The 26,328-nt window shown below is 62.0% G+C and carries 27 protein-coding genes; 17 read left to right on the top strand and 10 right to left on the bottom strand.

What is annotated here, in order from left to right; translation table 11 throughout:
• The first annotated feature begins 7 nt into the window (after positions 1–7).
• The 4 genes from kdpB to MKZ87_RS17870 all read left to right on the top strand — a co-directional run bounded on the left by kdpB (position 8) and on the right by MKZ87_RS17870 (position 6,220).
• Positions 8–2,065: a potassium-transporting ATPase subunit KdpB gene (kdpB, locus tag MKZ87_RS17885; protein ID WP_266201469.1), complete on the top strand. Its 2,058-nt coding sequence runs from the start codon at positions 8–10 to the stop codon at positions 2,063–2,065.
• Positions 2,066–2,122: 57 nt separating this feature from the next.
• Positions 2,123–2,668 (top strand): potassium-transporting ATPase subunit KdpC, encoded by a 546-nt coding sequence (gene kdpC / locus MKZ87_RS17880; RefSeq protein ID WP_085699990.1) that lies wholly within the window; start codon positions 2,123–2,125, stop codon positions 2,666–2,668.
• Between the two features lie 153 nt (positions 2,669–2,821).
• Positions 2,822–5,473: a sensor histidine kinase gene (locus MKZ87_RS17875; RefSeq protein WP_085699992.1), complete on the top strand. Its 2,652-nt coding sequence runs from the start codon at positions 2,822–2,824 to the stop codon at positions 5,471–5,473.
• 48 nt (positions 5,474–5,521) lie between these two features.
• Positions 5,522–6,220, top strand: a complete 699-nt coding sequence (locus MKZ87_RS17870) for a response regulator (protein ID WP_039770498.1) — start codon at positions 5,522–5,524, stop codon at positions 6,218–6,220.
• Here the strand turns inward: MKZ87_RS17870 and MKZ87_RS17865 are convergent.
• Positions 6,217–7,254, bottom strand: coding sequence for a patatin-like phospholipase family protein (locus MKZ87_RS17865; protein WP_085699994.1), 1,038 nt, complete (start codon positions 7,252–7,254; stop codon positions 6,217–6,219). The two genes, MKZ87_RS17870 and MKZ87_RS17865, sit on opposite strands and share 4 nt — an antisense overlap.
• Before the next feature lie 217 nt (positions 7,255–7,471).
• Here MKZ87_RS17865 and MKZ87_RS17860 point away from each other — a divergent pair, with 217 nt between their 5' ends.
• From MKZ87_RS17860 to MKZ87_RS17850, 3 genes are all read left to right on the top strand, one after another.
• Positions 7,472–7,750 carry a hypothetical protein gene (locus tag MKZ87_RS17860; protein WP_007950948.1) on the top strand — a complete coding sequence of 93 codons (279 nt, stop codon included), beginning with the start codon at positions 7,472–7,474 and terminating at the stop codon, positions 7,748–7,750.
• A 77-nt stretch (positions 7,751–7,827) separates the two neighbouring features.
• Complete coding sequence (locus MKZ87_RS17855; protein WP_085699996.1) at positions 7,828–8,595, top strand: CHAD domain-containing protein; 768 nt, start codon at positions 7,828–7,830, stop codon at positions 8,593–8,595.
• A 121-nt stretch (positions 8,596–8,716) separates the two neighbouring features.
• On the top strand, positions 8,717–9,511 hold the full coding sequence (locus MKZ87_RS17850; RefSeq protein WP_266201465.1) for an acyl-CoA thioesterase: 795 nt from the start codon (positions 8,717–8,719) through the stop codon (positions 9,509–9,511).
• 1 nt (position 9,512) lies between these two features.
• Here MKZ87_RS17850 and MKZ87_RS17845 read toward each other — a convergent pair whose 3' ends face one another.
• From MKZ87_RS17845 to MKZ87_RS17835, 3 genes are all read right to left on the bottom strand, one after another.
• On the bottom strand, positions 9,513–9,878 hold the full coding sequence (locus tag MKZ87_RS17845; RefSeq protein WP_039770492.1) for an Mpo1-like protein: 366 nt from the start codon (positions 9,876–9,878) through the stop codon (positions 9,513–9,515).
• A 120-nt stretch (positions 9,879–9,998) separates the two neighbouring features.
• Complete coding sequence (locus MKZ87_RS17840) at positions 9,999–11,480, bottom strand: methyl-accepting chemotaxis protein (protein ID WP_266201463.1); 1,482 nt, start codon at positions 11,478–11,480, stop codon at positions 9,999–10,001.
• Positions 11,481–11,588: 108 nt separating this feature from the next.
• Positions 11,589–12,395 carry a TatD family hydrolase gene (locus MKZ87_RS17835; RefSeq protein ID WP_227233157.1) on the bottom strand — a complete coding sequence of 269 codons (807 nt, stop codon included), beginning with the start codon at positions 12,393–12,395 and terminating at the stop codon, positions 11,589–11,591.
• 235 nt (positions 12,396–12,630) lie between these two features.
• Between MKZ87_RS17835 and MKZ87_RS17830 the strand changes: the two genes are divergently transcribed.
• The 3 genes from MKZ87_RS17830 to MKZ87_RS17820 all read left to right on the top strand — a co-directional run bounded on the left by MKZ87_RS17830 (position 12,631) and on the right by MKZ87_RS17820 (position 15,153).
• A complete protein-coding gene (locus MKZ87_RS17830; RefSeq protein WP_266201460.1) occupies positions 12,631–14,052 on the top strand; it encodes a transglycosylase SLT domain-containing protein in 1,422 nt (473 codons plus the stop codon).
• 107 nt (positions 14,053–14,159) lie between these two features.
• A complete protein-coding gene (locus MKZ87_RS17825) occupies positions 14,160–14,594 on the top strand; it encodes a DoxX family protein (RefSeq protein WP_007950955.1) in 435 nt (144 codons plus the stop codon).
• Between the two features lie 250 nt (positions 14,595–14,844).
• Complete coding sequence (locus MKZ87_RS17820; protein WP_085607170.1) at positions 14,845–15,153, top strand: hypothetical protein; 309 nt, start codon at positions 14,845–14,847, stop codon at positions 15,151–15,153.
• 3 nt (positions 15,154–15,156) lie between these two features.
• Here the strand turns inward: MKZ87_RS17820 and greB are convergent, their stop codons facing one another.
• The 3 genes from greB to MKZ87_RS17805 are packed head-to-tail and all read right to left on the bottom strand — an operon-like array spanning position 15,157 to position 18,876.
• Positions 15,157–15,654, bottom strand: a complete 498-nt coding sequence (gene greB, locus MKZ87_RS17815) for a transcription elongation factor GreB (protein ID WP_039770483.1) — start codon at positions 15,652–15,654, stop codon at positions 15,157–15,159.
• A 34-nt stretch (positions 15,655–15,688) separates the two neighbouring features.
• Positions 15,689–18,193: an ABC transporter permease gene (locus MKZ87_RS17810; protein ID WP_085704406.1), complete on the bottom strand. Its 2,505-nt coding sequence runs from the start codon at positions 18,191–18,193 to the stop codon at positions 15,689–15,691.
• On the bottom strand, positions 18,193–18,876 hold the full coding sequence (locus tag MKZ87_RS17805) for an ABC transporter ATP-binding protein (protein ID WP_007955651.1): 684 nt from the start codon (positions 18,874–18,876) through the stop codon (positions 18,193–18,195). Before MKZ87_RS17805 ends, MKZ87_RS17810 begins: the two co-directional genes overlap by 1 nt.
• A gap of 10 nt (positions 18,877–18,886) precedes the next feature.
• Between MKZ87_RS17805 and MKZ87_RS17800 the strand changes: the two genes are divergently transcribed.
• The 3 genes from MKZ87_RS17800 (at position 18,887) to MKZ87_RS17790 (ending at position 20,965) form a co-directional block, all read left to right on the top strand.
• A complete protein-coding gene (locus MKZ87_RS17800) occupies positions 18,887–19,492 on the top strand; it encodes an arylesterase (protein ID WP_007955652.1) in 606 nt (201 codons plus the stop codon).
• A gap of 57 nt (positions 19,493–19,549) precedes the next feature.
• Positions 19,550–19,843, top strand: a complete 294-nt coding sequence (locus MKZ87_RS17795; RefSeq protein ID WP_003226812.1) for a hypothetical protein — start codon at positions 19,550–19,552, stop codon at positions 19,841–19,843.
• A gap of 150 nt (positions 19,844–19,993) precedes the next feature.
• On the top strand, positions 19,994–20,965 hold the full coding sequence (locus MKZ87_RS17790; protein ID WP_064383316.1) for a L,D-transpeptidase family protein: 972 nt from the start codon (positions 19,994–19,996) through the stop codon (positions 20,963–20,965).
• Positions 20,966–21,088: 123 nt separating this feature from the next.
• On the opposite strand, the gene oprI is transcribed toward MKZ87_RS17790, so the two are convergent.
• Positions 21,089–21,340, bottom strand: coding sequence for an outer membrane lipoprotei OprI (gene oprI, locus MKZ87_RS17785; RefSeq protein ID WP_011335311.1), 252 nt, complete (start codon positions 21,338–21,340; stop codon positions 21,089–21,091).
• A 637-nt stretch (positions 21,341–21,977) separates the two neighbouring features.
• Between oprI and MKZ87_RS17780 the strand changes: the two genes are divergently transcribed.
• Positions 21,978–22,259 (top strand): GNAT family N-acetyltransferase, encoded by a 282-nt coding sequence (locus MKZ87_RS17780; RefSeq protein ID WP_007955658.1) that lies wholly within the window; start codon positions 21,978–21,980, stop codon positions 22,257–22,259.
• A 67-nt stretch (positions 22,260–22,326) separates the two neighbouring features.
• Here the strand turns inward: MKZ87_RS17780 and MKZ87_RS17775 are convergent, their stop codons facing one another.
• Complete coding sequence (locus MKZ87_RS17775) at positions 22,327–23,403, bottom strand: 3-deoxy-7-phosphoheptulonate synthase (RefSeq protein ID WP_011335309.1); 1,077 nt, start codon at positions 23,401–23,403, stop codon at positions 22,327–22,329.
• Positions 23,404–23,533: 130 nt separating this feature from the next.
• Positions 23,534–23,977 carry a PilZ domain-containing protein gene (locus MKZ87_RS17770; protein ID WP_011335308.1) on the bottom strand — a complete coding sequence of 148 codons (444 nt, stop codon included), beginning with the start codon at positions 23,975–23,977 and terminating at the stop codon, positions 23,534–23,536.
• Between MKZ87_RS17770 and MKZ87_RS17765 the strand changes: the two genes are divergently transcribed.
• The 3 genes from MKZ87_RS17765 to MKZ87_RS17755 are packed head-to-tail and all read left to right on the top strand — an operon-like array spanning position 23,976 to position 26,244.
• Entirely contained in the window at positions 23,976–24,362 is a 387-nt protein-coding gene (locus MKZ87_RS17765; protein ID WP_266201442.1) for a thioredoxin family protein, read from the top strand. The two genes, MKZ87_RS17770 and MKZ87_RS17765, sit on opposite strands and share 2 nt — an antisense overlap.
• Entirely contained in the window at positions 24,359–25,315 is a 957-nt protein-coding gene (locus tag MKZ87_RS17760; protein ID WP_227233152.1) for a putative 2-dehydropantoate 2-reductase, read from the top strand. Before MKZ87_RS17765 ends, MKZ87_RS17760 begins: the two co-directional genes overlap by 4 nt.
• 23 nt (positions 25,316–25,338) lie before the next feature.
• Positions 25,339–26,244 (top strand): 5'-nucleotidase, encoded by a 906-nt coding sequence (locus MKZ87_RS17755; RefSeq protein ID WP_085700018.1) that lies wholly within the window; start codon positions 25,339–25,341, stop codon positions 26,242–26,244.
• Positions 26,245–26,328 lie beyond the last annotated feature (84 nt).

Raw genomic sequence — 26,328 nt, 5'->3', positions numbered from 1 at the left:
GCTGATGATGAATATGCCCGCAATCAAACCCGTCGTCGCCAAGGCGCCGGAACAAGCGAAAACCGCGATCAGCGCCCTGTGGCGTCCGGCGCTGGTGCAAGCGTTCGTCAAGCTCGACCCGCGCCAGTTGCAGCGCTCGCCGGTGATGCTGGTGGTCGAACTGACGGCGATCCTGACCACCGTGCTGTGCTTCATTCCCGACAACGGCGTGCCGACTTTCGTGGCCGCGCAAATCGCCCTGTGGCTGTGGTTCACCGTGCTGTTCGCCAACTTCGCCGAAGCGCTGGCCGAAGGTCGTGGCAAGGCCCGCGCCGACAGCCTCAAGGCCGGCAGCGAAGGCCTCAGCGCCCGCCGCAAACTGGCCAACGGCAGCTTCCAGGTCGTACCGGCCACCAGTCTGCGCAAGGGCGACGTGGTGCGCGTTGAAGCGGGGGAGATGATCCCCGGTGACGGCGAAGTCATCGAAGGTATTGCGGCGGTCAACGAAGCGGCGATCACTGGTGAATCGGCGCCGGTGATTCGCGAGTCCGGCGGCGACCGTTCCGCCGTCACCGGCAACACCCGGCTGGTGTCCGACTGGCTGCTGGTGAAGATCACCGCCAATCCCGGTGAATCGACCCTCGACCGCATGATCGCGCTGGTCGAAGGCGCCAAACGCCAGAAGACCCCGAACGAAGTGGCGCTGGATATCCTGCTGATCGGCCTGACCCTGATCTTTCTGCTGGTGGTCGTGACCCTGCAACCGTTCGCCCACTTCGCCAACGGCAGCTTGCCGCTGGTGTTCCTGGTGGCGTTATTGGTCACGCTGATTCCGACCACCATCGGCGGTCTGCTGTCGGCGATCGGTATCGCCGGGATGGATCGGCTGGTGCGCCTTAACGTGATCGCCAAGTCCGGTCGCGCGGTGGAAGCGGCGGGTGACGTGCACGTGCTGCTGCTGGACAAGACCGGCACCATCACTTTCGGTAACCGTCGTTGCAGCGCGGTATATGCAGCGCCGGGCGTGAATGCCCGTGAGCTGGCCGAAGGCGCGCTGTTCGCTTCGCTGGCCGACGAAACCGCCGAAGGCAAGTCCATAGTCGAGTACCTTCGCGGCTCAAATCCGCAGCCGGAACCTTCGCCGGAAACCCTGACCCCCGTACCGTTCAGCGCAGAAACCCGCTTGTCCGGTGTCGACTATCAGGGCCGTGTGTTCCGCAAGGGCGCGGTGGATTCGCTGCTGGCCTTCCTCGGCCAACAACGCAAGGACCTGGCCCCGGCGCTGTCCCGGGAAATCGACAGGATCGCCCAGAGCGGCGGCACGCCGTTGCTGGTCTGCGCCGACGGCAAACTGCTCGGCGCAATCCACCTCAAAGACGTGGTCAAGCCGGGCATCCGCGAGCGTTTTGCCGAGCTGCGCAAGCTGGGGATTCGCACGGTGATGGTCACCGGCGACAACCCGCTGACCGCCGCCGCGATTGCCGCTGAAGCGGGTGTCGATGACGTACTGGCCGAAGCCACACCGGAGAAAAAACTGGCGCGCATCCGTCACGAGCAGAACGATGGTCGTCTGGTTGCGATGTGCGGCGACGGCGCCAACGATGCCCCGGCGCTGGCTCAGGCTGACGTCGGCATGGCGATGAACGACGGCACGCAAGCCGCGCGTGAAGCGGCCAACATGGTCGACCTCGACAGCGACCCGACCAAGCTGCTGGACGTGGTGCAGATCGGCAAGGAATTGCTGGTGACCCGTGGCGCGCTGACGACCTTTTCCATCGCCAACGACGTGGCCAAGTACTTTGCGATCCTGCCGGCGCTGTTTGCCGCGATCTACCCGCAACTGGGCGTGCTGAACATCATGCAGTTGAGCAGTCCGCAGAGCGCGATCCTGTCGGCCATCGTGTTCAACGCGTTGATCATCGTGGTGCTGATTCCGCTGGCCCTGCGCGGCGTGCGGGTGCAGGCAGCGAGTGCGGCGGCGCTGCTGCGTCGCAATCTGCTGATCTATGGCCTGGGCGGGATTCTGGTGCCGTTTGTGGGGATCAAGGCGATCGACATGCTGTTGACGGCGTTGCATCTGGTTTGAACCTGAACAGCGGTGTGCCGGGCACACCGCTTCAAGCACGAATTCGAGGATTTTGAAATGTCCACAATGTTACGTCCGGCCCTGAGCCTGCTGGTGCTGATGACCCTGGTCACCGGCGTTGCCTATCCGCTGGTGGTGACCGGCGTTGCCCAGGTCGCCTTCCCCGAGCAAGCCAACGGCAGCCTGGTGCGCGACGCCGAAGGCAAGGTGCGCGGCTCGTCGCTGATCGCGCAGGACTTTGTCGGCGATGCCTGGTTTCATCCGCGTCCTTCGGCCGGTGCCTTCGCCACCGTGTCGAGCAGTGCGAGCAACCTGTCGCCAAGCAATCCGGCGCTGGCCACTCGGGTGATCGATGACGCCAACAAGCTGCAGGTGCCCGGTCAGGGCCCGGTGCCGCTGGCGCTGCTGACCACCTCCGGCAGTGGCCTCGATCCGCACTTGCCACCGGCGGCGATTGCCTATCAACTGGCGCGTGTTGCGGCCGCGCGCAATCTGCCGGTGGCGACCTTGCAGCAACTGCTCGACGCGCACATCGAACAGCCGCTGGTGGGCCCGCCGGTGGTGAATGTGCTGACGCTGAACATGGCGCTGGAAAAGCTGTAGTGGATGTTCGTTCCCATGTCCAGGCGTCGAACCGTCTGCATGGGAACGCCTTAAAAGACGCTGTGCGTCAGCATGTGCGGGACGCAGAGCGTCCTGGGCTGCATTCCCACGCAGAGCGTGGGAACGATCAACTTCAGGAAGAGAGCTTCAAGCATGAGTGACTCCGGCCGCGCCGACGCGCTGTTAGCAGACTTGCCCCGCGATGGACGCGGCCGGCTCAAGGTTTTCCTCGGCGCTGCGCCGGGTGTGGGCAAGACCTACGCGATGTTGCAGGCCGCCCACAGCCAATTGCGCCAGGGCGTGAAAGTCATCGCCGGAGTGGTTGAAACCCATGGTCGCGCCGAAACCGAAGCGCTGCTTGGCGGTTTGCCGCAACTGCCGTTGGTGCGCTCGGAATACCGTGGCGTGACGCTTGAAGAAATGGACCTCGATGGCCTGCTCGCGGCCCGGCCGAAACTGGTGCTGGTCGATGAGCTTGCCCACAGCAACGCCCCCGGCAGCCGCCACGCCAAACGCTGGCAGGACATTCAGGAACTGCTCGCCGCCGGTATCGACGTGTACACCACGGTCAACGTCCAGCACCTCGAAAGCCTCAACGATCAGGTGCGCGGCATCACCGGTGTCCAGGTACGCGAAACCCTCCCTGACTGGGTGCTGCAAGAAGCCTACGAACTGCTGCTGATCGACCTGCCGCCCCGCGAACTGCTCGAGCGCCTGCGCGAAGGCAAGGTCTACGTGCCTGAGCAGGCACGCGCCGCGATCGATGCATTCTTCACTCAGACCAACCTCACCGCACTGCGCGAACTGGCGATGCAGACCGCTGCCGCGCAGGTCGATAACGATCTCGCTCAAGGCTATCGCCAGCTCGGTCAGGCCGCGCCGGCGGTGCGCGGGCGCTTGCTGGTCGGCGTCGATGGCGATGCGCAGGCCGAACGGCTGGTGCGTCACGCCAGCCGCGTCGCCCAGCGGCGACATCTGCCATGGAGTCTGGTGCACGTCGATAACGGCAGCGTGCGCGACGAGCAATCGCGCCTGCGCCTGCAAAGCGCCCAGCAACTGGCCGAACGCCTCGGCGGCGAGGTGGTGCTGTTGCGGGCCGGCGAAGTGGCGAAAACCCTGATCCAGCATGCGGCTGAACGACGGGCGAGTCTGGTGCTGGTCGGCCAGTCCCGGCCGCGTCTGCGCAGGCGCCTGTTCGGCGGTGGGCTGGCGGCGCGTTTGCTGCGTCAGGCTCATGGCCTGGAAATCAACGTGCTGGACAGTGACCAGGAACAGCATCAGCCGCGCCCGCGTGTAGCGCCGACGCTGGTGTGGTTCGACTATGCCCTGGCGCTGGTCGCCACAGTGCTGGCCAGTGCGCTGGCTTGGGCGGTGTCCAGCGTGCTGCCGTTGCCGAATATCTCGCTGGTGTTCCTTGCGGCGGTGCTGCTGGTGGCGGTTCGCAGCAGCCTCGGCCCGGCGCTGGCCTGTGCGGCGCTGTCGTTTCTGACCTATGACTTTCTGTTCATCCCGCCGAATTTCTCCTTCAGCATCCAGCGCGAAGAAGACGTGCTGACCTTGCTGTTCTTCCTGCTGATGGCGGCGCTCACCGGCAACCTCGCGGCGCGACAGCGGCGGCAATTGCAGGCGCTGCGCGATACCCAGGAAGAGACCACCGAACTGCTCGACCTGTCGCGCAAACTCACCGCCGCCACCGACCGCCAGGCCGTGGTCAGCGCCGCCGCGCAACACCTCAATGGCTGGAGCGATCTGCAACTGTGCCTGCTCAATCGTGACGGGCAGGGTGGCTGGAAAGTTGAAACCGGCGGACCGTTGCAGTTCACCGAATCCGAACGCGCCGCCGCCGACTGGGCCTGGCAACACGATCAACCGGCGGGCATGGGCACCGGCACGTTGCCGTTCGGTCGCTGGTGGTGGTGGCCGCTGTCGGTGGAGGACGGACCGCTGGCGCTGCTCGGGGTGTGCGCCAAAGAGGGCCGAACCTTGAGCGGCCAGCGTCGTCGTTTGCTGACCGCGTTGAGTCAGCCGCTGGCCCAGGCATTGGCCCGGGCGCAATTGGCCGATGATCTGGAAGCCGCGCGCCTGCACGGCGAAACCGAACAACTGCGCAGCGCTTTGCTGGCCTCGGTGTCCCACGATCTGCGCACGCCGCTGACCTCGATGCGCGGCAGCATCGACAGCCTGCTGGCCCTCGGCGAAGCGATCCCGCTGGAGGATCGCCGCGAGCTGCTCGAAGGCACACGCGACGAAGCCGAACGTCTCGATCGCTACATTCAGAACCTGCTGGACATGACCCGTCTCGGGCATGGTGCGTTGAAGCTGGCGCGGGACTGGGTGTCGCCGGCGGACATCGTCGGCAGTGCGCTCAACCGACTGCGGGCAGTGCTCTCATCTTTGCAGGTGAGCACCGATGTGCCAGCCGAACTGCCGCTGCTGTACGTGCATGCCGCGTTGATTGAACAGGCGCTGGTGAACGTGCTGGAAAACGCCGCACGCTTCTCGCCGTCTCACGGCCGTCTGCAATTGCGTGCCGGGGCGGATGACAGCGAAGTGTTTTTTTCGGTCAGCGATGAAGGGCCGGGGATTCCCGTCGATGAGCGGGCGAAGATTTTCGACATGTTCTACACCGCCGCCCGGGGTGATCGGGGCGGGCAGGGCACGGGGCTCGGGTTGGCGATCTGTCAGGGTATGGTCGGCGCCCATGGCGGGCGGATCAGTGTCGGCGACGGCATCGACGGACGCGGCACCTGCATCACCCTGCACTTGCCGTTGCAGACGCAACCGGGGATGGACGGTGAAGCCTGATCCGCGCTGCGCTACTCTCTTGCCACTCTTTTGTGTTGATGTGAATTCATGAGCCAGACCGCGACCATTTTGGTCATCGATGACGAACCGCAGATCCGCAAGTTCCTGCGTATCAGCCTCGCTTCCCAGGGCTACAAAGTGCTGGAGGCCGGCACCGGCGCCGAGGGCCTGGCCCAGGCGGCGCTGAACAAACCCGATCTGCTGGTGCTCGACCTCGGCCTGCCGGACATGGACGGCCAGCAAGTGCTGCGCGAGTTTCGCGAGTGGGCCACGGCGCCGGTGCTGGTGCTCTCGGTGCGTGCCAGCGAAGGGCAGAAAGTCCAGGCGCTGGATGGCGGCGCCAATGACTACGTGACCAAGCCGTTCGGCATTCAGGAATTTCTCGCCCGGGTGCGCGCGTTGCTGCGTCAGGCGCCGGCCGGCGAAGCGCAGCAGGCCGCGTTGAATTTCGGCCCGCTGACCGTGGACCTGGCATATCGCCGCGTGTTGCTCGACGGCGTCGAAGTCGCCCTGACCCGCAAGGAATATGCAGTGTTGGCGCAACTGGCGCGGCATCCGGGGCGGGTGATCACCCAGCAGCAATTGCTCAAGGACATCTGGGGCCCGACTCACACCGAAGACAGTCACTACCTGCGGATCGTGGTCGGTCATCTGCGACAGAAACTGGCGGACGATCCGACCCGGCCCCGTTTCATCGTGACCGAGGCCGGTGTCGGTTATCGCTTGTTGAGCGAGAGCAGCCTTTAGTTCTGTTCGCTCTCGTAGCGATCCAGCGTATCCCGGGCAATCTCGCGACCCAGCGCGATCAATTCGGGCGCCTTGTAGAACTCGAAGAACCGGCACACCCGCTTCGGCACGTTGATCAGGATGTCCGGCGGATACCCGGCGATCTTGTACTGCGCCAGCGAGGTCTGCATCACCTCGAAACTCTGGTTGATCAGGTCCAGCAATGACGCCGGCCCGACGTTATCGACGATAAATGAACCGGTGGCGGACTTGGGTGCGCCGTCGCGCTCCGGGGCGGCGGCCGGTTGCTGGGCTTCCGGCTCGGCGCTTTCGACCCACGGATTGATGTCCGCCGCTTCGGCACGCAGTGCTTCCTGTTCCAGGATCAGCAGTTGCTCGGCCTGTTTGCGGCGGAACGGCATCTTCGAACCCAGCGAACTGATCAGGCTGTCGAAGCGCGTACGGAACGCGGCGGGGCGTTGAATCACCGGCAGTTTGTAATGGCGCTGGTTGGTCGAGTTGAGATTGACCGCGATGATCAGGTCACAGTGGCTCGACACCACCGGCACGATCGGCAACGGGTTGAGAATGCCGCCGTCCACCAGCATCCGGTTGCCTTGCATCACCGGGGTAAACAGACTGGGAATCGCTGCCGAGGCGCGCATGGCCTGATGCAGGCAGCCTTCCTGGAACCAGATTTCCTGCTGATTGGTGAGGTCGGCGGCCACCGCCGTGTAGGGAATGCGCAGGTTTTCGATGTTGATCTCGCCAACGATCTTGCGGATCTGGCCGAAGACTTTCTCGCCACGGATCGCGCCGAGACGGAAGCTGACATCCACCAGGCGCAGCACGTCGAGGTAATCCAGGCTTTCGATCCAGTTGCGATACTCGTCGAGCTTGCCGGCGGCGTAGATTCCGCCGACCACGGCCCCCATTGAACAGCCGGCAATACAGCTGATGTCATAGCCCCGTCGTTCGATCTCTTCAATGACCCCGATATGGGCATAGCCCCGGGCGCCACCGGAGCCCAGCACCAGTGCGACACGTTTTTTCATCCGTCTTCCTCCCGGCAAGGTTCCACAATGCACCCATCGAGGGCCGGGCTTCAATCGCCGGGGTCGCTCGGGGCGGCCATGGCGTCGTTTTTTCGATACTTCATGACCCGTCGGCGCTATCTTTTGCAGTGCGGTGCAATTGCGGGGTACAAGGCACTTTTTCGCTGCCTTACCGTCTTACCTGCACGACTGTTGACCTATCTTTGAGGTGTGAGTGATGAAAGCCTGGATCTGTGTGCCGTTGATGGCTCTGGCATTGGCCGGTTGCGCCGGCAAGACTGCTTATCGCGACAGCTGCGGCAGCCAGCTCGACGCGGCGTGGCATGAACTGGACCTGGCGAAGGCCGAAGGGTTTGCCGGCACCGTCAGCTATTCCAAGGCGTTGTCGCTGTTGACGGCGGCCAAGACTCAGCAGCAATTCGAGGGTTTCGAAGGCTGCACCAAGAAGGCCGAAAAGGCGCGTTTCTACATTCGCGAATCCCGCGCCGGACGCTAAGCTGCTGACGTGGCGCAAGGGCAGGTGTCTTGCGCCAGTTCACACTCGTGCAAAGCCATTGAATTCAGGAGCAAGCGATGTCTGCGTTGGTTGATCGGCTGGTGGCCCATGTCCTGAGCCTCGAAGTACGGCTGCTGGGCTGTCAGGCCCGTCTGACTGCGCGGACCGACCCTGAGGCGCTGCATGATTTGCGCACCACCGTGCGCCGTTTGCGCAGTCTGTTGCGGCCGTTGCGCGGTTTGCCCGGTGTCGAGCAACTGGAAGATGCGGCGGCTGCGGTGGGGCAACTGACCACGCCCTGGCGCGACCGCGAAGTGCTGGCGGCCTGGCTGATCAAGCATGATCAGCCCGAAGCCGCGCAGCGCCGCATGGCGCAAATGGCCGAGGCGTATCCGACGCTGGCGGCCAGCGCCGAAGTGGCTTCGCTGCTGATGATCCTCGACGCCTTCCCGCGCTTTCTGCGAGCGTCCCAGCGCCAGGGATTGCTCAAGCGCCTGGACAAGCGCATCGAGAAACGTCTGGGCAAACAATGGAAAAACCTCGACGTGGCGCTGCACGACCCGGCCCACGACCGCCATCGTCTGCGTTTGCTGATCAAGCGCGTGCGTTACGGCATCGAGGCTTACCCGGAACTCGATCGTCTGCCGGAAGCCGCATTAACCCGTCTGAAATCCGCACAAGGCGCCCTCGGTGACTGGCACGATTGCTGGCAATGGCTGGCGCGCGCCGAACTGGAGCCGGATCTGCGACCCTGCGTCGCCACATGGCAGGCGACCATGGCCAAAGCCGAAATCAAGGCCGACCGGGTACTGGATAAACTCAGCGCGGCCTGCTTCAAATCCTGAAACCCGCTGGCGCGCAGCGCCGCTGTCTTATCTGTCAGTCTCTTTGACCGGAATGGACGCTGCGCGGCTCTGCCGCGCTGGTTAAGATCCGGTCATTCCCTTTTTCGTGTCCGAGGTTTCCATGCGCTTTTGCGATCTGATCGATGCTGTCCGTCGTCAACCGGAGGTAACGATTCCGGCGGAGTGGGGCCAGGGCCGGGCCAGTTTTGGCGGGTTGGTGGCCGCACTCCAATTTGAAGTGATGCGCACCCGAGTACCGACTGATCGGCCGGTGCGTTCGCTGGCGATCACCTTTGTCGGCCCGGTCGAGCCCGAAGTGCCGGTGAGCTTTGGGGTCGAAGTGCTGCGCGAAGGCAAGGCGGTCAGCCAAGTGCTGGGGCGCGCCGTGCAGAACGGTCAGGTGGTGACGATGGTGCAAGGCAGCTTCGGGGCTTCGCGACCGTCGGAGGTGGCGGTGGAAGCCTATCCGGCACCCGAGATGAAACATTGGAACGACTGCCAGGAACTGCCATACATCAAAGGCGTAACCCCGGAGTTCATGCGTCATTTGGCGATGCGCTGGAGTGTCGGCGGCATGCCGTTCACCGGCATTCAATCGCGGCTGATGGGCGGTTGGGTGCGCTTGCGCGGGGATGTGAAGGAAGAGCCGGTCAACGAGGCGCACCTGCTGGCGCTGGTCGATGCCTGGCCACCGGCGCTGTTGCCGTACCTGAAGAAACCGGCACCGGGCAGCACGTTGACCTGGACCATCGAATTCGTTCAGCCGTTACGGGATTTGAGCACGCTGGATTTTTGCCAGTACCTGGCGGACATCGAGTATGCGGCCGACGGTTACGGCCATGTCGCCGCCAAGCTGTGGAGCGCGCAGGGTGAACTGATTGCCATGAGCCGGCAGACGGTGACGATCTTCGCCTGACTCAATGGCGGCGGTGACGCTCACGCCAGGCACGGTACCAGCCGCCACTGAGGAAGAACCGCGGAAACGTCAGAAACTGCTCGACCAGCAGACGCGAGACGGCGTCCTTGCGATCACTGAACGGCTCGGAGGCTTGCGCCTCCAGGCTGTGACCATGGCGCTGCAGACCCAGCGCCGCGATGATACCAATCACGCCGATCGCCACACTGGCCAGACTCAGGCTGAACACACCGGAGACGATCAACAGAAACGCGACGATGAACAGCGGCACGGCAATCAGGTGCAGCACCAGATTGGTCGGATGCTGATGGTTGTTCGGATATGCGCGCCATTGCCACGCGGGAAGGTTGGGGTGACGTTTGCCCATGTTGCTGCTCCTCGATCCATGTTCAGTACATGGTTGAAGAATAGGCCCGGGCAGCCAGAGCGGCGAATCAAGGTTGGCTATTGAAGTAATAGGGACAATGGCCATTTTTGATGTTGCGCCCTAGAGCTTGAGCTGACCGATCGCCTTGTTCAGTTCCCCGGCCAGCGTCGCCAACTCGTTACTGGTGGTCGCCGAATCCACGGTCTGCTGCACAGTGTTCTCGGTGACATCGCGAATGCTCACCACGGCGCGATTCATCTCTTCGGCAACCTGACTTTGCTGTTCTGCCGCCACCGCAATCTGCGTGTTGCTCTCACGCATCTGCGCCACCGCCCCCGTGATTTCCGCCAGCGCTTCGCCGGCCTCTTGCGCCTGCTGCACGCAGTCGTCGGCCTTGTACGAACTCTCCTGCATGAAGTCCACCGCGTCACGGGTGCCGGCCTGCAACGCTGACACCATGGTGGTGATTTCATCGGTGGAGGTCTGCACGCGTTTGGCGAGGTTGCGCACCTCGTCGGCGACCACCGCGAACCCGCGGCCCATTTCCCCGGCTCGGGCCGCTTCGATGGCGGCGTTGAGTGCCAGCAGGTTGGTCTGTTCGGCGATGCTGTGAATCACGCTGACCACGCCATTGATCTTCTGGCTGTCCTCGGCCAGGCGCTGAATCATCTCGGCGGTCTGCTGCACGCCGCTGGACAGCCCGGCAATCGACGTCTGCACTCGGCTCACCACCTGCTGACCGCTGCCGGCCAGGCCGTCGGCGGTTTGCGACAGGTCGCGCGTGGCGCCGGCGTGCTGAGCGATGTGGTAGACGGTGGCGGTCATTTCGTTGATCGCCGTGGCGGCCTGATCGGTTTCACTCTGCTGGCCGAGCATGCCGTGACGCACTTCGTTCATGCTCGACGCCAGTCGCGCGGCACCGATATCCAGTTGCCGCGCGGTGTTGGCCACGGTGGTGACCACCCGCTGATAACCGGCCTGCATTGCGTTGAACGCATTGGCCATCTGCCCGACTTCATCCTTGCAGGCCAGCGGCACCCGAGCGGCGAGGTCGCCGGTTTTCTCCACGTGCAGCATTACGTCCTTGAGGGTGTTGAGCTGGCTGAGCAGAAAGCGGATCAGCAACTGTGAAGCGCCAAGCATCGCCAGCATCAGGATGAACACCGCCACCGCATAGTTGGCGAAGCGCTCGCTGAACACTTGACTGAGGCTGGGCGCGCAGGCGATCACGGCGACCTGCTGGCCATCGGCACGGCTGAATACCTCCGCGCCGAGCAGCGGGTTTTCGCCGAACAACGGCAAGTGACTGATCTCGATCCAGCCGTTGGTGTCGGTGATCTCCAGCAACGGCTGATCGTTGAGGCGCGGTGCTTCGCCGCGTTTGAACGTCAGCACTTGATCGGATTTGGGCAGCGCCTGCCCGGCCGGCCAGGCCTTGAGCACCTGTGCCTGGGCCTGGGCCGAGGTTTGCGCGGCGTGACTGCGGGCCTGTTGTTCGAGCTGTACGGCGTACAGCACCAGCAACAGGGTGGTGACAAAGGCGACCGCGTTGACCGCCCAGAATTTGTATTTCAGCGAGATATTGCTAAGCCAGGCACCCATGGAGGTCTTCTCTGATAGCGGAAACAGTTTTGGCAAGGTGCCATTATTGTGCCGCTACCCAGGTGCCCGGATTTTGATGTGCATCAACAAGTGATGCAGTCGCCCCGGCTAGGGCAGGGTAGGTAGACCGTAAAACGCCCGCGCGCAGGCGGTGGTGTGGGCCGCGAGATCTTCCTCGGTCTCGCCTCGATGCAAGGCCACTTCACGCAGCACTTCGGTCAGATACGCCGGCTCGTTGCGACCGTTCTTCGGTTTTGGCCGCAATGTGCGTGGCAGCAGGTACGGCGCATCGCTTTCCAGCATCAGGCGACCGCGTTTGATCTCCTTCACCAGCGGATGCAAATGAGTGCCGCGACGCTCATCGCAGATCCAGCCGGTGATGCCGATGTGCAGATCCAGGTCGAGGTAACTGAACAACGCTTTCTGCTCACCTGTGAAGCAATGCACCACGGCGGCGGGCAATCTGTCGCGAAAGTCTCGGAGGATTTCCAGCAGGCGCTGGTTCGCATCACGTTCGTGCAGGAACACCGGCAATTGCAGTTCGGCCGCCAGCGCCAGATGTTCTTCGAGGACTTTTTCCTGCTGCGGGCGCGGCGAGAAATCACGGTTGAAATCCAGCCCGCATTCGCCCACCGCCACCACGTTCGATTCTTGCAGCAGGCTGCGCAGACGCCGTGCGCTGTCGGCATTCCAGTCGCTGGCCGAATGCGGGTGAATGCCGGCGGTGGCGAACAGTCGCTGGCCGTCCGGATCCAGTTGCTGGCACAGTTCCAGCGCCTGTTCGCTGCCCTCGACGCTGGTGCCGGTCAGCACCAGTTGGCAGACTCCGGCAGCGTAGGCGCGGTCGAGCACGGCCTGGTGTTTGTCGGCGAAACTGGGGTTGGTCAGGTTGACGCCGATATCGATGAGTTGCATGGTGCTACCTCGGGCCGAAGGCCGGAAAGCATATCAGAGCTGTAGATTTATAAGAAAAGCCAAGAACTACAACGGCTTATGGCTGTCTGTTGAGGCCGCGAGGCAGGCTGGTGTGACAGCATTGCTATCACTGTGCCAGTCTCTCGCACTTTATCAGCGCTCCAGGCGCTCTGTTTTCGTCGGTGTTTTGCGACCGTTCAGCGGTGAAAACGCCCGTATTCTTTCCGGAGAGTGGATGGTTCGTCCGTCGGTTTTGCTCCTGCTGTGTGGTTCGTTGCTGCTGCCGATGACGGCGGTCGCGCGGCTGCCCGGGCCGCTGCAAGCCGTGCCGGCCGCCAAGGTCCGCGACCTGACCGAGATCCGCAGCAGCCGCCTCCTGCGGGTGCTGGTCAACCAGAGCCGCAATAGCTCTGGCGAAGTCCAGGGTCAGGCCATCGGCGTCGAATACCACCGTCTGCGTGCCTTCGAGCAGTACCTCAACGGCCACGCCCGCGACGGCCAGGAAGTCACCCTCAAGATCATCCCCAAAGCCAAGGACCAATTGCTCGGCGCGTTGCAGCGCGGCGAAGGTGATCTTGTTGCGCCGGGCGAACTGCTCGAGTTGCAACCGGGCCACGCGGTCGCCAGCAGCGAGCCGATTGCCAGCAACGTGCCGCTGGTGTTGGTCGGCATCAAGGGCGAGAAGCGCTACACCAAGGTCGAACAACTGGCCGGCAAAACCCTGGCATTGCCCACCGGCAGTGCGGCAGGGGAGGCGGTGAGTCAGCTCAACCAGAAGCTGGCGCTACACAAACTGGCGCCGATCAAGATCGAATGGGTCGATCCGACGCTGGCGGTCGAAGATGTGCTGGAAATGGTCCAGGGCGGTATCTTCCACCTGACCATCGTCGAGCAACCGATTGCCGAGCGTTGGGGCAAGATCCTGCCCAAGCTGCGTTTCGACCGGCAGGTGATGATCAGCGAACCGGGCGAGGAATACTGGTTCGTGCGCCGCGATGCCTCGATGTTACGGGCCAGCATCGACCGCTTCCTGACCGGCTACAAAAAACCGTCGAACGAAGATGCGGCATTCCTGCGGATCTACCGCCGCCTCTATCAAGTGCACTATCCGTTGGCCAAGGCTGACCGTCAGCGACTGGAAAAACTGCGCCCGACGCTGCAGAAACACGCCGAAGCGCAAAATATGGACTGGCTCAACCTGGCGGCGCTGGCCTTCAAGGAGTCTGCGCTGCAACCCAGCGCGCGCAGCGGCGGCGGGCCAACCGGGTTGATGCAGATCACGCCGTCCGCTGCGCAGCGGGTCGGCGTCAACAATATCCAGAATCTCGATGCGAATGTGCAGGCCGGGGCCAAGTACCTGGCGATGATCCGCCGCAAGTTCTTCAATAGCCCGAAACTCAACGAGCGCGAGCGGATGGCGTTCACTCTGGCCGCCTACAACATCGGGCCGGAGCGGGTGCAAGGCATGCGTGCAGAAGCGCGGCGTCGCGGCCTGAATCCCAACCAATGGTTCTTCCAGGTCGAGCGCATCGCCATGGAGCAGGTGGGAATGGGAGCCGTCAGCTATGTTAATAGCGTGAACAAGTATTACTTGGCGTTCGACCGGGAGCGGGAGTCGTTGGAGCCCGCAGGGCAAAAAGTGGTCTCACGCAAATGATCTAATAAGTTGATTGTTATGGCGGATTTTTTGCGCTTTTAACATGAAATTAACTGATTAATATAGCGGCCAACCAACAAGCACTTCTGACCACAAGGAAACGCAACATGAGCTCTCTGATCAACAAGGTCCTGTTCACCCGCGCCGGCTACGGTCTGACCATTCTGCGCATTGCCGTCGGCGTGATCTTCGCCGCCCACGGCTCGCAGAAACTCTTTGGTCTGTTCGGTGGCTACGGTCTGGCAGGCACCGCGCAATACATGGAAAGCATCGGTCTGACCCCGGGTTATCTGATGGCCACACTGGCCGGCGGCACCGAGTTCTTCGCCGGTCTGGCGCTGATCATCGGCCTGCTGGTGCGCCCGGCGGCACTGGGTCTGACCTTCCTGTCGCTGGTGGCCATTTTCACTGTGCACATCAGCAACGGTCTGTTCATGGCCAACAATGGTTACGAGTTCGCCCTGGCTCTGCTCGGTGGCAGCCTCGCGGTACTGATCGAAGGTGCCGGCAAGCTCTCGGTGGATCGCGCCATCGCCGGTTGAAGGCTCTGGCTCAAGCAAAAGGCCCGCATTATGCGGGCCTTTTTTGTTGCGGCTGATTCTTGACACTGGCCGGTCACGTTCTCTAGGATGCCGCTCATGCGCCGATTTAAACAGCTACTTGCGGGGCGCCAGGTGACTGTTCTTCAGTTGCCGTCAGAAGCCGGAACAGGGCTTCGAAATACCGCTAAAGCGCTGGTTCGGTGTTGCCTCTCACCTGCCATGCAGACTTTTGAGGCAGAGACACGACACGATGAATGCACTACGCCCTCCAGCACGTCCCGCGCCGATCACGGCACACATCACCCAGCGCAATCCGAAAATCCTGCTTGGCGGCAAACATCAGCCGACGCTGTTGCGTTATCTCGATGGCTGGCCACGTCGCAGCGGCGGTCCTGCCGCATTTCTGATCCAGTTTGTCGAAGACGGTGAGTCGCTGGCGCGTTTTGCCGATGACAGCTTCGATCTGGCCGTCATTCAGGCTCCGAGTCTTGAAGAAGCGCCGGAAATGATTCGCCAACTGACCCGCGTCGCACGCCAGGGCCTGATTACCCGGCGCTGAGCGTCAGGGATATTCGATCGCCACGATGTAGACGAACTGTTCGCCGGTCGGCGTCTGTACCCGCACTTCCGCATCCAGCGCCTTGCCGATGAGGGCGCGGGCCAGTGGTGAGTCGATGCTGATCAGGCCGAGTTTCAGGTCCAGTTCGTCCGGGCCGACGATGCGATAGCGCGACTGTTTGCCGTCCTCGTCTTCGATGGTCACCCAGGCGCCGAAATAGACCTTGTTCGGATCACTCGGTTTTTCGCTGACCACTTTGAGCGCTTCGAGGCGTTTGGTGAGAAAACGCACGCGACTGTCGATCTCGCGCAGCATTTTCTTGCCGTAGGTGTACTCGGCATTCTCCGAACGATCACCCTGAGCCGCTGCCTCGCTGACCGATTGCGTCACTTGCGGACGGCGCACATGCCACAGCTCATGGAATTCGGCCCGCATCCGCGCTTCACCCTCAGGGGTGATCAGCGCGGTGCCAGCGGTGCGGGGAGGGCGATAACGGCTCATGGCAAGTTCTTTTGAGGGAGACGGCTGGAGTCTATCAACCCTCACGCAACACTGTCAGCGGGCTGGCGTTGAGCGCACGCCGTGTGCCGAACACCCCGGCGCCACCAATCAGCGCCGCGCCGATCAACGGCAACAGCAGCAACCACGGATGGGGATGCCAAGGCAGATCGAAGGCAAAGCGATACAGCACCAGACTCACCACTTCCGAACCGATGGCCGCGAGCAATCCGCTGACCGCGCCGAGCAAGCCGAACTCGATCCGTCGCGCCTTGATCAACAACTGCCGCTCGGCACCCAGCGCACGCAAAAGCGCACCCTGGCGAATGCGTTCATCCAGCGTTGCCTGCAAACCTGAAAACAGCACCGCCATCCCCGCCGCCAACACAAACAACAGCACATACTCCACCGCCAGGGTGACTTGGGCGAGGATGCTGCGCAGCTGTTCGAGCAAGGCTTCGACCTGCAGGATGGTCACCGCCGGAAACGCTCGCGACAACTCGACAATCTGCTGATCGTGGCCGGGCGCCAGATAGAAGCTGGTCAGGTAAGTCGCTGGCAGATCCTTCAAGGTGCCGGGCTGGAAGATCATGAAGAAGTTCGGCTGGAAGTTGTCCCAGTTGATCTCCCGCAGACTGGTGACCTTCGCCTCGCGATTGACCCCGCCGACGCTGAACACCATGTGATCGCCCAGCTTGAGTTTCAGGCTTTCGGCCACTTTGCCTTCGACCGAAACGCCCGGAACGTCATCCGAAGGTTGACCGGTCCACCACGAGCCGGCGGTGATTTTATTGCCCGCCGGCAGGTCGGCCGCCCAGGTCAGGCTCAGGTCGCGCTGGATGGCACGGTCGCCGGCCGAATCCTTGCTGACGATCTGCTGCACCGCCTCACCATTGATGCTGATCAGCCGTCCCGGCACCACCGGATACAACGGCGCGGCCTGGGCCGAGACATTGATCAGGTGATCGGTGAAGGCCTGTTTGTCCGCCGGCAGGATGTTCAGAGCGAAGTAGTTGGGTGCGTTTTTCGGCAACTGGTTTTGCCAAGTGTCGAGCAGTTCGCCGCGCAGCAGTGCAATCAAAGCCATGGACAGCAGAATCAGCCCGAAGGCCAATGACTGGCCAGCCGCCGCCAAAGGATGGCGCAACAACTGACCCAGACCAAGCCGCCACGGCAGGGACGCGCGTGCGAGCAGGCGACGCAGGCTCTGCAGCAGCAACAGCAGCAAGCCGCCGAGCACCAGCGCGGCCACCACGCCACCGCCAAGCAGGGCGAATGTCAGCAGCAGGTCCAGACTCAGGCGCCACATGATCAGCCCAAGCGCGCCGAGTGCCGCGCCATAGACCATCCAGGTACTCGACGGAATCGGCAGCATGTCCCGGCGCAATACCCGCAATGGCGGCACGCGGCCCAGTGCGGCGAGCGGTGGCAGGGCGAAACCTGCCAGGGCGACCAGTCCGGTGCCGATTCCGGCGAGCGCCGGCAGCAAGCCACCCGGCGGTACGTCGGTCGGCAGCAGATCATGCAACAGCGCGAACAATCCCAATTGTGCGAGCCAGCCGAGCAGGGCGCCGCTGAGGCTGGCGAGCAGGCCGAGCACTGTCAGTTGCAGACTGAACAGCACCAGGGTTTCCCGGCGCGACAAGCCCAGGCAACGCAGCAGGGCGCTGGCATCGAAACGTCGACTGGCAAAGCGGTTGGCCGACAACGCCACCGCCACCCCCGCCAGAAGCACGGCGACCAGACTGGCCATGTTCAGATAACGTTCGGCCTTGCCCAGTGCGCCGCCGATCTGTCGGTTGCCGTCGCGGGCATCCTGAATCCGCTGGTTGGCGGCGAGGCCCGGTTTGATCAGTTGACGATAGGTTTCCAGCGCTTGCGGCTCACCGCGCCAGAGTTCGCGATAGCTCACCCGGCTGCCGGGTTGCACCACGCCGGTCGCGGCGAGATCGTCTAGGTTGATCATTACGCGTGGTGTGAGGCTGTAGAAGTTGCCCGCGCGATCGGGCTCGTAGGTCAGCACTCGCGTCAGTTTCAATGTCTTCATGCCGACGTCGATACTGTCGCCGATTTTCAGGTCCAGCGCCGTCAGCAGGCGTGCTTCGACCCAGGCTTCACCGGGCTGCGGCTCGCCTCCGGCTTCTTCCGTCGCGTAAGGGGCGGGGGCGCTTTTCAGCTCGCCGCGCAGCGGATAGGCGCGGTCGACAGCTTTGATGCTGGAGAGCTGAATGCCGTTGTCCGTAGCGATGACGCTGGAAAACTCCACCACCTGCGCATGGTCCAGCCGCAGCTCGGTGCCGCTCCGGATCTGCTCCGGTCGGGCTGGCGAGCTGCCTTCGAGCGACAGGTCGGCGCCGAGAAACTCGGTGGCGCGCAGCATCATTGCGCCGTTGAGGCGGGCGCCGAAATAACCGATCGCGGTACTCGCCGCCACCGCCACGACCAAGGCGAAAAATAGCACCCGCAGTTCACCGGCGCGGGCATCGCGCATCAGTTGGCGCAGGGCGAGACTGAACAGACGCAACAGCGGCAGACGTGCCATCAAGGCTCCAGAGGGGCGACCAACAGGCCGGCTTCAAGACGGATCAGGCGCCGGCACCGATGGGCCAGGCGTTCGTCGTGGGTCACCAGCACCAGGGTGGTGCCGCGTTCCTTGTTCAATTCGAACAGCAAGTCACTGATGCGCTCGCCGGTGTGACTGTCGAGGTTGCCGGTGGGTTCGTCGGCGAACAGCACGTCCGGCTCGGCGGCGAAGGCCCGGGCAATTGCAACGCGTTGCTGCTCACCCCCGGAGAGTTGGCGCGGCGAGTGAGTCAGGCGCTGGCCGAGGCCGACCCGTTGCAGCAGTTCGGTGGCGCGGCTTCTGGCGTCTTTGCGGCCGTCGAGCTCCAGCGGCAGCATGACGTTTTCCAGCGCGTTGAGGCTGTCGAGCAACTGGAACGACTGAAAGACGAAACCCACATGCTCGGCACGAATGCGCGCGCGCTGGTCTTCGTCGAGATTGCTCAGGCCTTGCCCGGCGAGAGTCACTTCGCCGCTGCTCGGCAGGTCGAGGCCGGCAAGCAGACCCAGAAGGGTGGATTTGCCGGAACCGGACGCGCCGACGATGGCCAGGCTATCGCCCTTGTTCAGTTCCAGGCTGAGTTCGTGCAGGATGGTCAGTTCACCTTCCGCGCTGGGAACCACTTTGCTAAGGTTCTTCGCGGTGAGAATGCTTGCGCCCATGGAGAATCCGATGCGTGTGTGGTTTTTGAGTGCTGGCCTGGCCTTGATGTGCATGGCCCAGAACGCAGCGGCGGGTACAGTCCTGATCGTTGGCGATAGTATCAGCGCCGGTTTCGGACTGGATACCCGGCTGGGGTGGGTGTCGTTGCTCGAACAGCGGCTCAAGACCGAAGGGTTTGACGACAAAGTGGTCAATGCGTCCATCAGTGGCGACACCAGTGCCGGAGGCCAGGCGCGGCTGCCTGCGCTGCTTGCAGAGCACAAACCGGAACTGGTGATCCTCGAATTGGGCGGCAACGATGGCCTGCGCGGAATGCCGCCCACGCAATTGCAACAAAATCTTGCTTCGATGATCGACAGCTCCCGGCAGAGCGGTGCCAAGGTGCTGTTGCTCGGCATGCAATTGCCGCCCAACTATGGCAAGCGCTACACCGATGCCTTTGCCGAGGTTTACGGCAAACTCGCCGAGGAGAAAAAAATCCCGCTGGTGCCGTTTTTCCTCGACGGCGTGGGCGGGCATCCGGACCTGATGCAGGCCGACGGTCTGCACCCGGCAGCCGGGGCTCAGGGCAAGTTGCTGGAAAATGTCTGGCCGACGCTAAAACCGCTGCTATGAGGCTTTTCTAGCGGCAGGCTTTCGGCTAATGTGGCGCCCCCTTATTTGGAGCCCCCGATGCCGCGTCCTGCCTGGTCCCTGTTTGCCTACCAACTGATCGAGCCTGACGAACAGCTGGATCTGTTCGCCTGCCAGGAAGTGCGGGTGCATCTGGTGACCCGTCAACTGGAGCTCGGCGGCTCGGCAGACCGGACCCTGTGCGGCAGTCTGCTGCCGGCGCAACCGCGCTGGTCGAGCGTGGATCGCCGGGTGTTTCAGGATCAGCGCCTGTGCTCGCTGTGCCGGGCGATCCTTGAATCGCAGAAGCGCGGCACCTCGCCGATCTGGCCCGAGTTGCGTTTCGAGCTTTAAGCTCAGCCATCTCCGAATGCAGTCGGAGCTAGCGGCAGCTTCAATCGTGAAGAGTGATGCCAGCCCATCGGCGCATCTCCCCGAATTCTCTGGGCGCGGTGTACAATCGCGTTCTTATTACCCTTGTCGATCTTGCGAAGGATTCTCCGGATGTTGCCGCGTTTTCCTGCCGTCACCCGCTGCCTGTCTCTTGCCGCCCTGTGCGTGGCCGGTCCCGTTGCCGCACTGGAGTTTCCCCTGCCACCGCCTGGTGAAGACATCATCGGCCAGGTGCAGGTGATCAAGGCCAAGTACGAAGACACCTTTGCCGATCTGGGCACCACTTACGATCTTGGCTATTCGGAAATGGTCGCGGCCAACCCGGGCGTCGATGCCTGGCTGCCGGGCGCCGGCACCGAAATCGTTCTTCCGACCCGCTTCATCCTGCCACCGGGCCCGCGTGAAGGCATTGTGATCAACCTCGCCGAATACCGCCTCTACTACTACCCGAAAGGCCGGAACGTGGTGTACACCTTCCCGCTGGGTATCGGTCGTGAAGGCTGGGGCTCGCCGATCGCCCACACCACGATCACAGCCAAGACACCGAATCCGACCTGGACGCCACCGGCCTCGATCAAGGCGGAACACGCCGCTGATGGTGATCCGCTGCCGAACGTGGTGCCGGCGGGTCCGGACAATCCGCTGGGTCCGTTCAAGTTCACTCTGGGCACGCCGGGCTACCTGATCCACGGCTCGAACAAGAAGTTCGGTATCGGCATGCGTACCAGCCATGGCTGTTTCCGCATGTTCAACAACAACGTGCTGGAAATGGCCAGCATGGTGCCGGTGGGTACTTCGGTACGAATCCTCAACGACGCTTACAAGTTCGGTCGCAGTGGCGGCAAGATCTATCTGGAAGCGCACACGCCGATCGACGACAAGGGCAACCCGTCGGTGGTTGACAAGCACACCGCCGTGATCAACGCGATGCTCAAGCGCGAAGACATCACCAACAACCTGCGCATGAACTGGGATGTGGTGCGTGATGTGGTGGCGGCCGAAGATGGCCTGCCAACCGAAATCGGCACACCGAACACCTCGGCGCCAATGGTCTCCAGCGCACCGATCGACCTGCAGCAATAAGCTGAAAGATGAAACCCGCCGAGGCTTGCGCAGCGGCGGGTTTTTTGTTGCCTGCAGAAAACCGCAGGCACAAAAAAGCCGACCCGAAAAACGGGTCGGCTTGATAACAATCCCGAAGGACTATTACTTGCGGCTAGCTTTTTCCAGCATGCGCAGAGCACGCTCGTTAGCTTCGTCAGCAGTCTGTTGTGCTTTTTGAGCAGCAGCCAGAGCTTCATCAGCTTTACGGTAAGCTTCGTCTGCACGAGCCTGGGCGCGAGCAGCTGCGTCTTCAGTAGCGGTCAGACGTGCTTCGGTTTCTTTCGATGCGCTGCTGCAACCGGTAGCCAGAACTGCGGCCAGAGCCAGAGCAGAGAATTTCAGAACGTTGTTCATCGTGTTCCCCTTCAAGGACTTTCAATTAAGTGGCTGTCTCCTCCGATTGAGGAAATAGCCGGCGTACATACTACCCATTACTTGTAGTAAGTAAACTGACGTGAGGCAAGAAGCAAAAAAAATTGTAGGCGTTGATTCTTTTTCGAGCAACTTTTAACTGGGCTGTATAAAAAATATCCACCTGTAAGCCGCGAGATGAGTGAGTTAATGAGAAAAAGTTCCCGTTGCCCTTCGCTGTTTTGCAGGTAGTGGCTAAAGTCTGTCTATATGGATTCGTCCACACTTCTGTTGCGAATTTGCGCAGCGCCTCGCATATCTTTGTCCATGTTGAGGTGACTTTAAAACAGGGGGCTCGTCTTAAGTCTCAACATCCGGCGATGTTCAGCCTTTCGGCTCGGGAAGATCGTCTCCCGAACCGGACCTGAGTCCACTGAAATTGCCCCGTCGATCTGAGTAAAGACGAGCGTACCTTGAGCATTTTCGCCAATGGTGCCTACTATTTGATACGTGCTCGGGTTGCGCGAGATCGGTGCAGTTCTTCTCGGTGTCCATCAGGCACAGGGTGGCGTAGATGTTCCTTCGCCGGGAAAACATCGGTAAGGTAGGGGTCAGAATTCGAGACCCGCGAGGAGTAGTGATGAGCGAGGCGTTGTCCATCCACCATGACCAGGCTGGTCATCAGTTCGAGACCAATGTGGACGGTCATCGTGCCTACCTGACCTATATGGATCTGGGGAAACAGACCCTGGATATCTACCGCACCTTCGTGCCCAACGCCTTGCGTGGCCGAGGCATCGCGGCTGCCCTCACCGAACGGGCGTTGCAGTACGCCGATGAAATGGGTTACACGGTCATTCCTTCGTGCTCCTACGTGGAGCGTTATATGGAGCGCCATCAGCGGCGCACCGCCAAGATCTGACTGACCTCACCGCACACACAAAAACGCCGGGCAATGCCTGGCGTTTTTTATGCCTGAGAAACGGCTGTCAGCCGCGCTGACGTTTCGGCAGGACATCCTTGAGCTTGGCGTGCATGCTGCGCAAGGTGTTTTCGGTAGCGGACCAGTCGATGCACGCATCGGTGATCGACACGCCGTATTGCAGGTCGGCGAGGTCTTTCGGGATCGCCTGGCAGCCCCAGTTCAGATGACTCTCGACCATCAGGCCGATGATCGACTGGTTGCCTTCAAGGATCTGGTTGGCAACGTTCTCCATCACCAGCGGTTGCAGGGCCGGATCCTTGTTGGAGTTGGCGTGGCTGCAATCGACCATGATGTTCGGCTTGATCTTCGCCTTGTTCAGCGCCTGCTCGCACAGGGCGACGCTCACCGAATCGTAGTTCGGCTTGCCGTTACCACCGCGCAGCACCACGTGACCGTAGGCGTTGCCCTTGGTGGTGACGATCGACACGCCACCTTCCTGGTTGATGCCCAGGAAACGGTGCGGGCTGGAAACCGACTGCAAGGCGTTGATTGCCACAGTCAGGCCGCCGTCGGTGCCGTTCTTGAAACCGACCGCCGAGGACAGGCCGGAAGCCATTTCGCGGTGGGTCTGGGATTCGGTGGTCCGTGCGCCGATGGCCGACCAACTGATCAGGTCCTGCAGATACTGCGGGGAGATCGGGTCGAGGGCTTCAGTGGCAGTCGGCAGGCCTTTCTCGGCCAGGTCCAGCAACAACTGGCGACCGATGTGCAGACCGTCCTGGATCTTGAACGAGTCATCCAGGTATGGGTCGTTGATCAGGCCTTTCCAGCCGACGGTGGTCCGTGGCTTCTCGAAGTAAACGCGCATGACCAGATACAGGGTGTCCGACACTTCTGCCGCCAGCACTTTCAGGCGATCGGCATATTCGTGGGCAGCCTTGATGTCGTGGATCGAGCAGGGGCCGATAACCACGAACAGACGATGGTCAGTGCCATCGAGAATGTTGCGGATGACTTCGCGACCCTTGGTGACGGTGCGCAGGGCAGCGTCGCTCAGAGGGATATCACGCTTGAGCTGATCAGGAGTGATCAGGGTCTCGTTGGAAGCGACGTTCAGGTCGTTGATCGGTAAATCAGCCATCGTTTACTCGTCAGGTCACGGGTGCCGGCCGCCAGCGATCCCCGCGCGGCGGAGCACAGCGGATTTAAGCGCGTCGGGGAGCCGAACCTTATCGCGTTAGGCGCCTGCTAGACAATGGGCAAGTAACTGTTCAGTCCAGCACTGGCTGCGCAAAAGCTTTGCGAACGGTGTCGTGAGAGAACTCGTCGGCGTGTTGTTCGACCCATTGCAGGGCCAGGGCCTGAATATCCTGGAGATCGTCGTGGGCATCGTTGAGTCGGCAATAGCGTTCGATCTGACACACCTGTTCACCCATTCGCGCACTGAACAGCGTCTGTTCGTCGGTGAAGGCGATGCCCACCAGATAGCCTTTTTTACGTCGCAGGCACCAGGCCACGTAGCCCGGATAACAGATGTCGGCGTTGAGGGTCGGCATGCGTACCTGCAAGGCGGTGCCATGGCGCCAGGCACGGTGGTAATTGCAAGCGATGCCGCCGAGGCTGATAGTGTGCAGCCGTTGACGCGAAATACACTCCGGTGTGAGCAAGGTCAATTCAACGGGCACATCATCCGGATGAGGAATAAACCGTCCCATGAGCACAGACTCCCTGTGTCGGCCATTTGACATTGTTTCCCCCAGTATAGTGGTCGAATCGCAGCTGACCGATTTCGACGCCGACCAACGGCTGCTGGCGATGGAAGGCGTTTCGCTGGTGATCTTCACCAGCGTTGGCTGCGCCAGTTGTCGCTATGCCCGCGAAGTGTTGCCGGGGTTCGACTTGACCGTCGATCGCGTGTGCTGGATCGATGCCGGTGACAACGGCGGACTGGTCGAGCGTTATCAGGTCTTTCATTTGCCGGCGCTGTTTGTGGTGCGCGACGGCGAGTTTTTTGGGGCAGTGCACACGCGCCTGAATGTCGATGAGCTGAACGCAGCCGTGGCGCAGGCGCTGGGTCGAATTGCAGAGGAGTTGCCGTGATGGGAGCAGTCAACAAACCGGTGGTGGGGATCATTGGCACCGGCGCCATCGGAGGGTTTTACGGAGTGATGCTGGCTCGGGCCGGATTCGATGTGCACTTTCTATTGCGAAGTGAATTTTCAACAGTCGCCGAGCGCGGCTTGCAAGTGGACAGTGCCGTGCATGGCGCATTGACGCTGAACCCGGTGCAGGCCTATTCATCGGCAGAAGACATGCCACCCTGCGACTGGCTGCTGGTCGGCGCCAAGACCACCAGCAATGCCGGGCTGGCACCGTCGATCATTCAGGCGGCGAAACCCGACGCGAAAGTGCTGTTGTTGCAAAACGGCCTCGATGTCGAAGACAGCTTGCGTGCATTGCTGCCCGATTCCCTGCATTTGCTGGGCGGCTTGTGCCTGATCTGCGTCCACCGTGAAGGGCCGGGGCAGGTCACTCACCAGGCGCTGGGGGCGGTGAACGTCGGTTATCACAGCGGCCCGGCACCGGATGAAGCGGCGCGCATGGCGATCGTCGAGGAGGGCGCCGGCCTGTTCCGGGCCGCCGGTCTCGACTCCCAGGCGATGCCGAACCTGCATCAGGCGCGCTGGCAGAAGCTGGTGTGGAACATTCCCTACAACGGGCTTTCGGTGTTGCTCGGTGCCGGCACCACGCCATTGATGGCCGACACTGACAGCCGCGCATTGATTCAGGCGCTGATGGCTGAAGTGGTGCAGGGCGCCAGGGCCTGCGGCCACGACATGCCGCCCGGTTACGCCGAATACCTGTTCATGATGACCGAGAAAATGCCCGACTATTGGCCGAGCATGTACCACGACTTTTTGCACAAGCGACCACTGGAACTGGAGGCGATCTACGCTCGTCCTTTGGCGGCGGCAAAAGCGGCAGGCTGCGAGTTGCCGCGTATCGAGTCGTTGTATCGCACATTGAGCTTTATCGATCGGCGCAACGTATAAACCGGTCGCACGGGGGGAAAGGCATGGCCAAGAATATCGATGACAAACTGGTGCTGGCGATTTCGTCCCGTGCCCTGTTCGACCTGAGCGAAAGTCACAAGGTGTATGAGTCGAGTGGCGTGGAAGCCTACCGGCAATATCAGATCGATCACGAAGACGAAATTCTCGCGCCGGGCGATGCCTTTCCGCTGGTGGAAAAACTGCTCAACCTCAACAGTCGCCTCGGCCGCGCCCGGGTCGAGGTGATTCTGGTGTCGCGCAACAGTGCTGACACCGGCCTGCGCGTTTTCAATTCCATTGGTCATTACGGCCTGGCGATTTCCCGTGCTGCGTTTGTCGGCGGGCGCAGTCCTTATCCGTACCTGAAGGCTTTCGGTTGCGACCTGTTTCTCTCCACCCATGCCGAAGACGTGCGCGCCGCACTGGATGCCGGTTTTGCGGCGGCGACCATTCTGTCCGGCGGCGCCAGCCGTGCGGCCAGCGATGAATTGCGCATCGCCTTCGACGGGGACGCGGTGCTGTTTTCCGACGAGTCGGAACGGGTTTATCAATCCGGTGGCCTCGAAGCCTTCCAGGCCAAGGAGCGTGAATCCGCGCGCGAACCGTTGCGCGGCGGTCCGTTCAAGGGCTTCCTCGCAGCACTCAATCTGTTGCAGCGCGAATTCTCCGATGAGGAATGCCCGATCCGTACGGCACTGGTCACTGCGCGTTCGGCTCCGGCCCACGAGCGGGTGATTCGCACCTTGCGTGAGTGGGACATTCGTCTGGACGAATCGCTGTTTCTCGGTGGCTTGAACAAATCGGCGTTCCTCGAAGCCTTCGCCGCCGACGTGTTTTTCGACGATCAGGCCGGCCACTGCGAGTTGGCCCGGGAAGTCGTGGCAACCGGTCACGTACCCCACGGCATCAGCAACGAACCGGCGGTCTAGAGCGCACGTTGTTCAAGACGTTGCGTCGCACGTCGTACTCGCGAAGGCACTGCTAAGCTGAATCAAATCTCCGCCATGTTGGCA

The sequence above is a fragment of the Pseudomonas sp. MCal1 genome, assembly GCF_026341415.1.
Classification (GTDB): Bacteria; Pseudomonadota; Gammaproteobacteria; order Pseudomonadales; family Pseudomonadaceae; genus Aquipseudomonas.
The sequence above is the reverse complement of the archived record's forward strand: the minus strand, read 5'-3'. Positions and strand labels throughout refer to the sequence as shown.

Coding starts and splice junctions, on each gene's coding strand:
- MKZ87_RS17800 (WP_007955652.1), top strand. CDS start 18,887: ATGCGTGTGTGGTTTTTGAGTGCTGGCCTGGCCTTGATGTGCATGGCC.
- MKZ87_RS17805 (WP_007955651.1), bottom strand. CDS start 18,876: ATGGGCGCAAGCATTCTCACCGCGAAGAACCTTAGCAAAGTGGTTCCC.
- kdpB (WP_266201469.1), top strand. CDS start 8: ATGAATATGCCCGCAATCAAACCCGTCGTCGCCAAGGCGCCGGAACAA.
- greB (WP_039770483.1), bottom strand. CDS start 15,654: ATGAGCCGTTATCGCCCTCCCCGCACCGCTGGCACCGCGCTGATCACC.
- MKZ87_RS17825 (WP_007950955.1), top strand. CDS start 14,160: ATGAGCTCTCTGATCAACAAGGTCCTGTTCACCCGCGCCGGCTACGGT.
- oprI (WP_011335311.1), bottom strand. CDS start 21,340: ATGAACAACGTTCTGAAATTCTCTGCTCTGGCTCTGGCCGCAGTTCTG.
- MKZ87_RS17795 (WP_003226812.1), top strand. CDS start 19,550: ATGCCGCGTCCTGCCTGGTCCCTGTTTGCCTACCAACTGATCGAGCCT.
- MKZ87_RS17780 (WP_007955658.1), top strand. CDS start 21,978: ATGAGCGAGGCGTTGTCCATCCACCATGACCAGGCTGGTCATCAGTTC.
- MKZ87_RS17755 (WP_085700018.1), top strand. CDS start 25,339: ATGGCCAAGAATATCGATGACAAACTGGTGCTGGCGATTTCGTCCCGT.
- MKZ87_RS17770 (WP_011335308.1), bottom strand. CDS start 23,977: ATGGGACGGTTTATTCCTCATCCGGATGATGTGCCCGTTGAATTGACC.
- MKZ87_RS17875 (WP_085699992.1), top strand. CDS start 2,822: ATGAGTGACTCCGGCCGCGCCGACGCGCTGTTAGCAGACTTGCCCCGC.
- MKZ87_RS17850 (WP_266201465.1), top strand. CDS start 8,717: ATGCGCTTTTGCGATCTGATCGATGCTGTCCGTCGTCAACCGGAGGTA.
- MKZ87_RS17820 (WP_085607170.1), top strand. CDS start 14,845: ATGAATGCACTACGCCCTCCAGCACGTCCCGCGCCGATCACGGCACAC.
- MKZ87_RS17765 (WP_266201442.1), top strand. CDS start 23,976: ATGAGCACAGACTCCCTGTGTCGGCCATTTGACATTGTTTCCCCCAGT.
- MKZ87_RS17865 (WP_085699994.1), bottom strand. CDS start 7,254: ATGAAAAAACGTGTCGCACTGGTGCTGGGCTCCGGTGGCGCCCGGGGC.
- MKZ87_RS17855 (WP_085699996.1), top strand. CDS start 7,828: ATGTCTGCGTTGGTTGATCGGCTGGTGGCCCATGTCCTGAGCCTCGAA.
- MKZ87_RS17790 (WP_064383316.1), top strand. CDS start 19,994: ATGTTGCCGCGTTTTCCTGCCGTCACCCGCTGCCTGTCTCTTGCCGCC.
- MKZ87_RS17810 (WP_085704406.1), bottom strand. CDS start 18,193: ATGGCACGTCTGCCGCTGTTGCGTCTGTTCAGTCTCGCCCTGCGCCAA.
- MKZ87_RS17860 (WP_007950948.1), top strand. CDS start 7,472: ATGAAAGCCTGGATCTGTGTGCCGTTGATGGCTCTGGCATTGGCCGGT.
- MKZ87_RS17845 (WP_039770492.1), bottom strand. CDS start 9,878: ATGGGCAAACGTCACCCCAACCTTCCCGCGTGGCAATGGCGCGCATAT.
- MKZ87_RS17840 (WP_266201463.1), bottom strand. CDS start 11,480: ATGGGTGCCTGGCTTAGCAATATCTCGCTGAAATACAAATTCTGGGCG.
- MKZ87_RS17830 (WP_266201460.1), top strand. CDS start 12,631: ATGGTTCGTCCGTCGGTTTTGCTCCTGCTGTGTGGTTCGTTGCTGCTG.
- MKZ87_RS17775 (WP_011335309.1), bottom strand. CDS start 23,403: ATGGCTGATTTACCGATCAACGACCTGAACGTCGCTTCCAACGAGACC.
- MKZ87_RS17835 (WP_227233157.1), bottom strand. CDS start 12,395: ATGCAACTCATCGATATCGGCGTCAACCTGACCAACCCCAGTTTCGCC.
- MKZ87_RS17870 (WP_039770498.1), top strand. CDS start 5,522: ATGAGCCAGACCGCGACCATTTTGGTCATCGATGACGAACCGCAGATC.
- kdpC (WP_085699990.1), top strand. CDS start 2,123: ATGTCCACAATGTTACGTCCGGCCCTGAGCCTGCTGGTGCTGATGACC.